This is a genomic window from Pseudomonas sp. Eth.TT006 (genome assembly GCF_054456575.1).
Genome location: NZ_JBTJEN010000001.1, coordinates 684,775 through 691,212 on the forward strand (window position 1 = coordinate 684,775; position 6,438 = coordinate 691,212).

Consider the following 6,438-nt stretch of genomic DNA (forward strand, 5'->3'; position numbering starts at 1 on the left):
ATTTAAGGCTTGGGCTGGGTGGCGACCATGGAGGGTCGCTGGCTCACCTCAAAAAACCAGCTGGCCAGTTGCGGATTGGCGCTGCGCCAATCCAGGTCCGGGTGACGCAGGTCGAGGTAGCCCAGTGCGCACGCCACGCTGATCGCCGCCACGTCGAAATGGCTGGTCAGTTCGGCGATAGCGTCACTTTCCAGATAGGCCAGGGCGCGACGGATTTTGTCGCGCTGGGCGTCGAGCCATTCGTCCCAGTGTTTTTCCGGGGCGCGCAGCACCAGCTCGTAACGCACCATCACCGAGGCGTCCATGATCCCGTCGGCCATCGAGGCGAGGGTCAGGCGCCGCCAGCGCGCTGCGCCTTCGCGGGGAATCAGCGGGTTTCCGACGTGCTGCTGGTCGAGGTATTCGAGGATCACCCGGCTGTCATGGATGACGCTGCCGTCGGCCAGGCGCAGGGCCGGGATCTTACCCAGCGGGTTGTCGGCGTTGAGCGTAGCGTGCGGGTTGACCGGGGTGAGGACGCAGTCCTGCAGCGCGACGCGATCCTGCTGGCCGGTCTCGTGCAACAGCACCATCACTTTGCGCACGAACGGGGAGAGCGTGTTGTGAAACAGGGTCATGCTGGGGGCGGACATGGGCAAACCTCGGTGATCGTCGAAGAGCAGCAGATTAGCTGTAAGAGCTGCGGAACGCTGCGATCTTTTGATCTTGCTCCTCTTTTTAAGATCAAGATCAAAAGATCGCAGTGTTCCGCAGCTCCTACAAGGGGCTTCAGCTTCGCGGCAATAAGCCTCTTATGGCTAGAAATGCCGGGATGCCCAGGCCGAGCCAACTCAAGGCATCCCAGATGCCATCCCCCAACAATGCCGAAAACAACCCCGCCGCACTCAGCAGGGCGATCACTAGCGGGGTGCTGAAGACTTTCCAGAAATTGCTCCGACGCGGCTTCATGCAGCGGCCTCCGCCGGCAGCGGTTTTGCCGCCTTGCGCCGTACCACCCAGAGATACACGCCACTGCCGAGCACGATGATGGTCAGCACGTCGAGGGTCGCCCAGAGGATTTTCATCGGCATGCCGCCGTAGTCACCGAAGTGCAGCGGCTGCGACATGCCCATGGCGTCCATGTACCACGGGCGCTCGGCTACGGCGGTTACCTGCAAGGTGCTGGCGTCGATCAGCACCGGCGTCAGCAGGTGCGAGGTCAGGTGCGTGCCGCCCTTCATGAACACCGCGTAATGGTGTTCGCTGGAAAACCGTGTGCCGGGGAAGGCGATGAAGTCCGGATTCATCCCCGGTGCGACTTCCTGGGCGATGTCCAGCAAGCGGGTGGCGGGTGCCAGACGGGTCAGCGGCGGGGCGTCGCGGTACGGCGCGACCATGGCGTTCAACGTATCGTTGCGCCACGCGGCGATGAGCAGATCGGCGCAAGCGCTGATCACCCCGGTGACGCCGACCACCAGCGCCCAGGTCAGGGTCACGACGCCGATCAGGTTGTGCAGGTCGAGCCAGCGCAGGCGGGTGGATTTGTCCCGGCGTACGCTGCCGAAATCCAGCCGGCGCATGAACGGCAGGTACAACACCGTGCCGGAAATGACCGCCACCACAAACAGCAGTCCCATGAACGCCAGCAGCAACTTGCCCGGCAGTCCGGCAAACATGTCGACATGCAGGCGCAGGATGAACAGCATCAGGCCGCCATTGGCCGCCGGGGTTTCCACTGCCTCACCGGTGCGCGCATCGAGCATGAAGGTGTGCGAGGAATTCGGCTCGGTGCCAGCGGTTTTCGCCATGATCGTCAGCACCGCGTTCGGCTCGTCGTCCTCGAAACCGAAGTACTGCACCACGTCGCCGGGACGATGTTGTTCGGCGGCCGCGACCAGTTGCGCCAGATTCAGGTGCGGCGTGTCGGCCGGCATCTCGCGCAGTTGCGGCGCGTCACCGAGCAGGTGTTCGATCTCGTGATGGAAGATCAGCGGCAGACCGGTCAAGGCCAGCAGCAGCAAAAACACGGTGCAGATCAGGCTGCTCCAGGTGTGGATGAACGACCAGCGGCGGATTGTTTTACTTTTCATTTCATGACCTTCAAAAACACCGAAGCCGCCCACGGGGACGGCTTGGTGACAGGACCGGTTCAGCTCACGCGCTTACCACTTGTAGGTGGCGCTGGCGACGACGCTGCGCTGGTCGCCGTAGTAGCAGTAGAACCCGTCGCAGGTGGAGATGTAGTCCTTGTCGAACAGGTTGGTGGCGTTGACCGCAACCGATGCACCTTTGAGGCTGTTGTCGAGGCGGCCGAGGTCGTAATGCACCGAGGCATCGAACACGGTGTAGGCGTCCGCCTTGCCCAGCCAGGTGTTGGCCTTGTCGCCATAGGTGTTGCCGGTGTAGCGCACGCCACCGCCGATACCGAAACCGTCGAGCACGCCGCTGTGCCAGGTGTAATCGGTCCACAGCGAAGCCTGTTGGTTGGGCATCAGTTGCAGGCGATTGCCCTTGTCCACGCCTTTCTGCACTTGCGACTTGGCCAAGGTGTAGGCGGCGATGACTTTCAGGTTGTCGGTGACGTCCGAAACCGCTTCCAGCTCCAGACCCTTGACCTTCACTTCACCGGCCTGACTCGCGATGGTCACGTTGTTGACGATGGTGTTGACCGAGACGTTCTTCTGGGTCAGGTCATACACCGCAGCGCTCAACAGGGTTTTGCTGCCCGGCGGCTGATACTTGATGCCCAGTTCCCACTGCTTGCCTTCGGTTGGCTTGAGCGAGCCGGTGGAGGTGGCGTCGGCACCGGTCGTCGGCTGGAAGGATTCGGCGTACGACAGGTACGGCACAAAGCCCGAATCGAACACGTAGCTCAGCGCCGCGTTGCCACTGAAAGCCTTGTCGCGTTGGGTGTTGGTGGCGTCGCCCTTGTTGATGAACTGCGTGCTGGTGTGCACCCAGTCTTCACGCCCGCCCAGGGTCAGGCGCCATTGGTCGAGCGCCATCTGGTCCTGCACGTAGAGGCCGGTCTGGTAGGTCTTCTGGTCGTAGTCATAGAAGGCCGAAGAGCGCGGCGGACGAGTGATCGGCTGGCCGTAGGTCGGGTGGTTGACGTTGATGTCCGGCGCGGTGCCGAAGATCGACGTGTAGTTGGTGTTGCTGCGCTGGTGATCCAGGCCGAGCAACAGCGTATGGCGGATGTCGCCGGTGGCGAAGTCGGCCTGGAAGTTGTTGTCCACGGCGAACTGGCTGATGTCTTCATCGGCGTTGGTCGTGCCGCGACCGACATTGCCTTGGTCGTCAACGGTGAAACCGGCAAACGATGGGTTGTAGCTGTTGACGGTGACGGTCTGGAACGACAGGTCCGACTTGGTGTAACGCAGGTTCTGCTTGAACTGCCAGACATCGTTGAGGCGATGTTCAAAGGCATAACCGAGCGCGTAGTAGGTGCGGTCGTAGTAGTCGTAGTCAGGATCGCCGAGATTCTTGTGATGGGAGATCTTGCCGAACGGCATGTCGATCCTGGTGCCCTGGATCGGGTAGAACTGGCTGGTGACCCCGGTATCGTCACGGGTGAACTGGCTCAGCAGAGTGAGTTTGGTGTCGTCGTCGATGTTCCAGGTCAGGCTCGGGGCGATGTTGTAGCGCTTGTTTTCGATGTGATCGATCTGCGTGTCGCTGTCACGTACCACGCCGCTGATGCCATAGAGAAACTGCCCGGCGTCGTCGATCTTGCCGGTGCTGGCGAAGTTGATCTGGCGGTGGTTGTCGCTGCCGTACTGCAGCTGGATTTCGCTGCGGGCCTCGGCGCTCGGGCGGCGGCTGACCATATCCAGCAAGCCGCCCGGCGGGGTCTGGCCGTACACGGAAGAGGCCGGGCCGCGCAGCAGGGCGAGGCGGTCGAGGTTCCAGGTTTCCTGTTTCGGGTTGGCGTACACGCCTTTTGGCAGCGGCAGGCCATCGAGGAATTGGGTCGGTTCGAAGCCACGCACGCGCAGCCAGTCGGCGCGGGTGTCGCTGCCGTAGCTGCTGGCGGTGATGCCCGGCATGTAGCGCACGGCGTCATCGAGGCTGTGCACGCTGCGGTCGTCCATTTGCTGGCGGGTGGCGACGGAGATTGAGCGCGGCGCCTCGACCAGCGCGGTGTCGGTCTTGCTGCCGGCAGCGGTGCGAGTGGCGGTGTAGCCTTCGACCGGGCCCCAGGCGGTTTCCAGGTTTTCCACGCCGATCACCGCGGTTTCCGGCAGCGCCAGTGTGCCTTCCGGCACCGCCACCAGGGTGTAAGTGCCGCTGCTGCTTTGTTCCAGTTGCAGACCGGTGCCTTGCAGCGCCGCGCGCAGCGCGCCGGCGGCGTCGTACTGACCGTTGACCGGCGCCGAGGTCTTACCGGCGGCCAGCGCCGGATTCAGCGACAACGCGAGGCCGCCCTGGCTGGCGATCTGGTTCAGCGTGGTCGACAACGACGCGGCCGGCAGATTGTAGGCGCGCACGCTGGACGCCTGCTCGGCGGCGAACGACGGGCTGCACAGCAGCGGGGCGCCGAGCGCAATGGCGACGGCCAACAGACTGGGGCGCAACAAGGTGTCTAGCGAACGGGACATGCGAAGGCTCCTGAATGGAAATATTTCTCAATTGCCTGTGTGCCGGACGAGAATTGAAAAGTGATAGGGCTGGAGGAAAATAATTTTGGTTGGTTGGAAGCGGCGCAGTTGGGGAGGGTGTCCAGCCTGTTTTTATCGCGCGGCTGACGGCCCCATCGCTGGCAAGCCAGCTCCCACAGGTTCAGTGCTGTTCACAGACCAGGTAATCGAAACCAATCTCTGTGGGAGCTGGCTTGCCAGCGATGGCGGCCGCTCAAGCGCCAGATCAATCAGGGCTTGGTATCAGCCTTCGCCACCGTCACCCAATACGGCGTGTGCCGCTCGATCTGCACCGGCAAGGTCGGCAGCAGGGCGCTCAAGGCCTTGTCGGTGTCGTGCAGCGGGAAGCTGCCGGTGATGCGCAGGTCAGCAACCTCCGGGGCTACGCCGAGATAGCCGCGACGGTAGCGCCCCAGTTCCTGCACCAGATCAGCCAGCCGTGCGTTATCCACCACCAGCATGCCGCGGGTCCAGGCGTCGGCGCCGGGGTTGAGCGCAGCGACGGGGTCGAGGCGGTCATTGCGGATCAGCACTTGCTGGCCTTCGCGCAGAATCTGTTCTTCAGGATGGTCTTGCGGATGCGCGGCGACCGCCGACTGCAACACGCTCAGGCGAGTGCCTTGCGCCTCGCGCTTGACCAGAAACCGCGTGCCCAACGCGCGCATGCTGCCTTCGCGGGTCTCGACGATAAACGGTCGCGCGTCGCCATGCCCGGTCTCCACCTGAATCTCGCCTTCCTGCAGGACGATCAGCCGTTGCCGGGCATCAAAGCGCACATCCACCGCGCTGTGGGTGTTGAGGTTCAGCACAGTGCCGTCGGCCAACCGCAGCGTGCGTTGCTCGCCAGTGGCGGTGCGCTGATCGGCCAGCCAGTAATCCAGCGGCAGATAACGATCACCGAACAGCAGCGCCAGACTCACCACCGCGACAATGCTCGCCAGACCACTGCCCAGCTTGCGCACGCGTCGGCGAATACCTTCGCGTGACTGCAGCAAGGCGCTGCGGGCCGGGCCGTTGGCCACGCTGAAACGCTGATCGAGCATGCCCAACTGGCGCCAGGCCCGGGCGTGTTCTTCATGAGCGGCGTGCCACTTGGCGAACTCTTCGCGCTCCAGCGGGCTGCCGGAATCCAGCGACAACTGCCAGGCAATCGCCGCGTCCAGCACCTGGGCCGAGACCGGCTTGGAGCTGGCCGGGTTCATGTCGGTTCACCGTAGAGGGCGATGTAGCACTGACGGATCCCCTGCGCCAGGTACTGCCGCACCCGCGGCACCGAGACGCCGAGTTTCGCGGCGATTTCGGCATGGCCGAGGCCGTCGAGGCGGTTATAAAGGAACGCGGCGCGGGCCTTGGTCGACAGTTTGCCGAGCAGCCGGTCGATCGCCTTGAGGTCTTCGAGGATCAGTTGCTGTTCTTCCACTGAAGGTTGTTCGCCTTCGGGTATCAGCATCAGTTCGGTGAGGTAGGCCTGCTCCAGCGCCGCGCGGCGGAAATGGTCGAACAGCAGGCCTTTGGCGATCGCCACCAGAAACGCCCGGGGTTCACGCGGCGTCAGCAGTTGATCACGGCCAAGCAGCCGCACGAAGGTGTCCTGACTCAGGTCTTCGGCGCGCTGCGGGCACGCCACGTTGCGCCGCAACCAGGCCAGCAGCCAACCGCGATGGTCGCGATACAACGCACCGACGAGTTCACTGTGAGGGCTTGGGACTGACGACACCAGACGCACCGATTGGGAAAGGTTAACCAACGAGAATTGTTCGCGATTCTCGCAGAGGTGCGAATGGTTAGCAATTGGCCACTGGTCGGGTGAAGCTGAGGT

The 6,438-nt window shown here is 63.2% G+C and carries 6 protein-coding genes; all 6 read right to left on the minus strand.

Features of this window, described 5'->3' with window-relative positions:
- Positions 1-2: 2 nt before the first annotated feature.
- The 6 genes from ACXR0M_RS03185 to ACXR0M_RS03210 all read right to left on the minus strand — a co-directional run bounded on the left by ACXR0M_RS03185 (position 3) and on the right by ACXR0M_RS03210 (position 6,336).
- Positions 3-632, minus strand: a complete 630-nt coding sequence (locus tag ACXR0M_RS03185; protein WP_458829820.1) for a glutathione S-transferase — start codon at positions 630-632, stop codon at positions 3-5.
- A 136-nt stretch (positions 633-768) separates the two neighbouring features.
- A complete protein-coding gene (locus ACXR0M_RS03190) occupies positions 769-948 on the minus strand; it encodes a hypothetical protein (protein ID WP_458829822.1) in 180 nt (59 codons plus the stop codon).
- Positions 945-2,069, minus strand: a complete 1,125-nt coding sequence (locus tag ACXR0M_RS03195; protein ID WP_458829824.1) for a PepSY-associated TM helix domain-containing protein — start codon at positions 2,067-2,069, stop codon at positions 945-947. The genes ACXR0M_RS03190 and ACXR0M_RS03195 overlap by 4 nt, the downstream gene beginning before the upstream one ends.
- A gap of 72 nt (positions 2,070-2,141) precedes the next feature.
- A complete protein-coding gene (locus ACXR0M_RS03200) occupies positions 2,142-4,580 on the minus strand; it encodes a TonB-dependent siderophore receptor (protein WP_458829826.1) in 2,439 nt (812 codons plus the stop codon).
- Between the two features lie 269 nt (positions 4,581-4,849).
- A complete protein-coding gene (locus ACXR0M_RS03205; protein ID WP_458829828.1) occupies positions 4,850-5,821 on the minus strand; it encodes a FecR domain-containing protein in 972 nt (323 codons plus the stop codon).
- The gene (locus tag ACXR0M_RS03210; RefSeq protein ID WP_458829862.1) at positions 5,818-6,336 is read right to left on the minus strand and encodes an RNA polymerase sigma factor; all 519 of its coding nucleotides are present in this window, start codon (positions 6,334-6,336) and stop codon (positions 5,818-5,820) included. The genes ACXR0M_RS03205 and ACXR0M_RS03210 overlap by 4 nt, the downstream gene beginning before the upstream one ends.
- Positions 6,337-6,438: the final 102 nt, after the last annotated feature.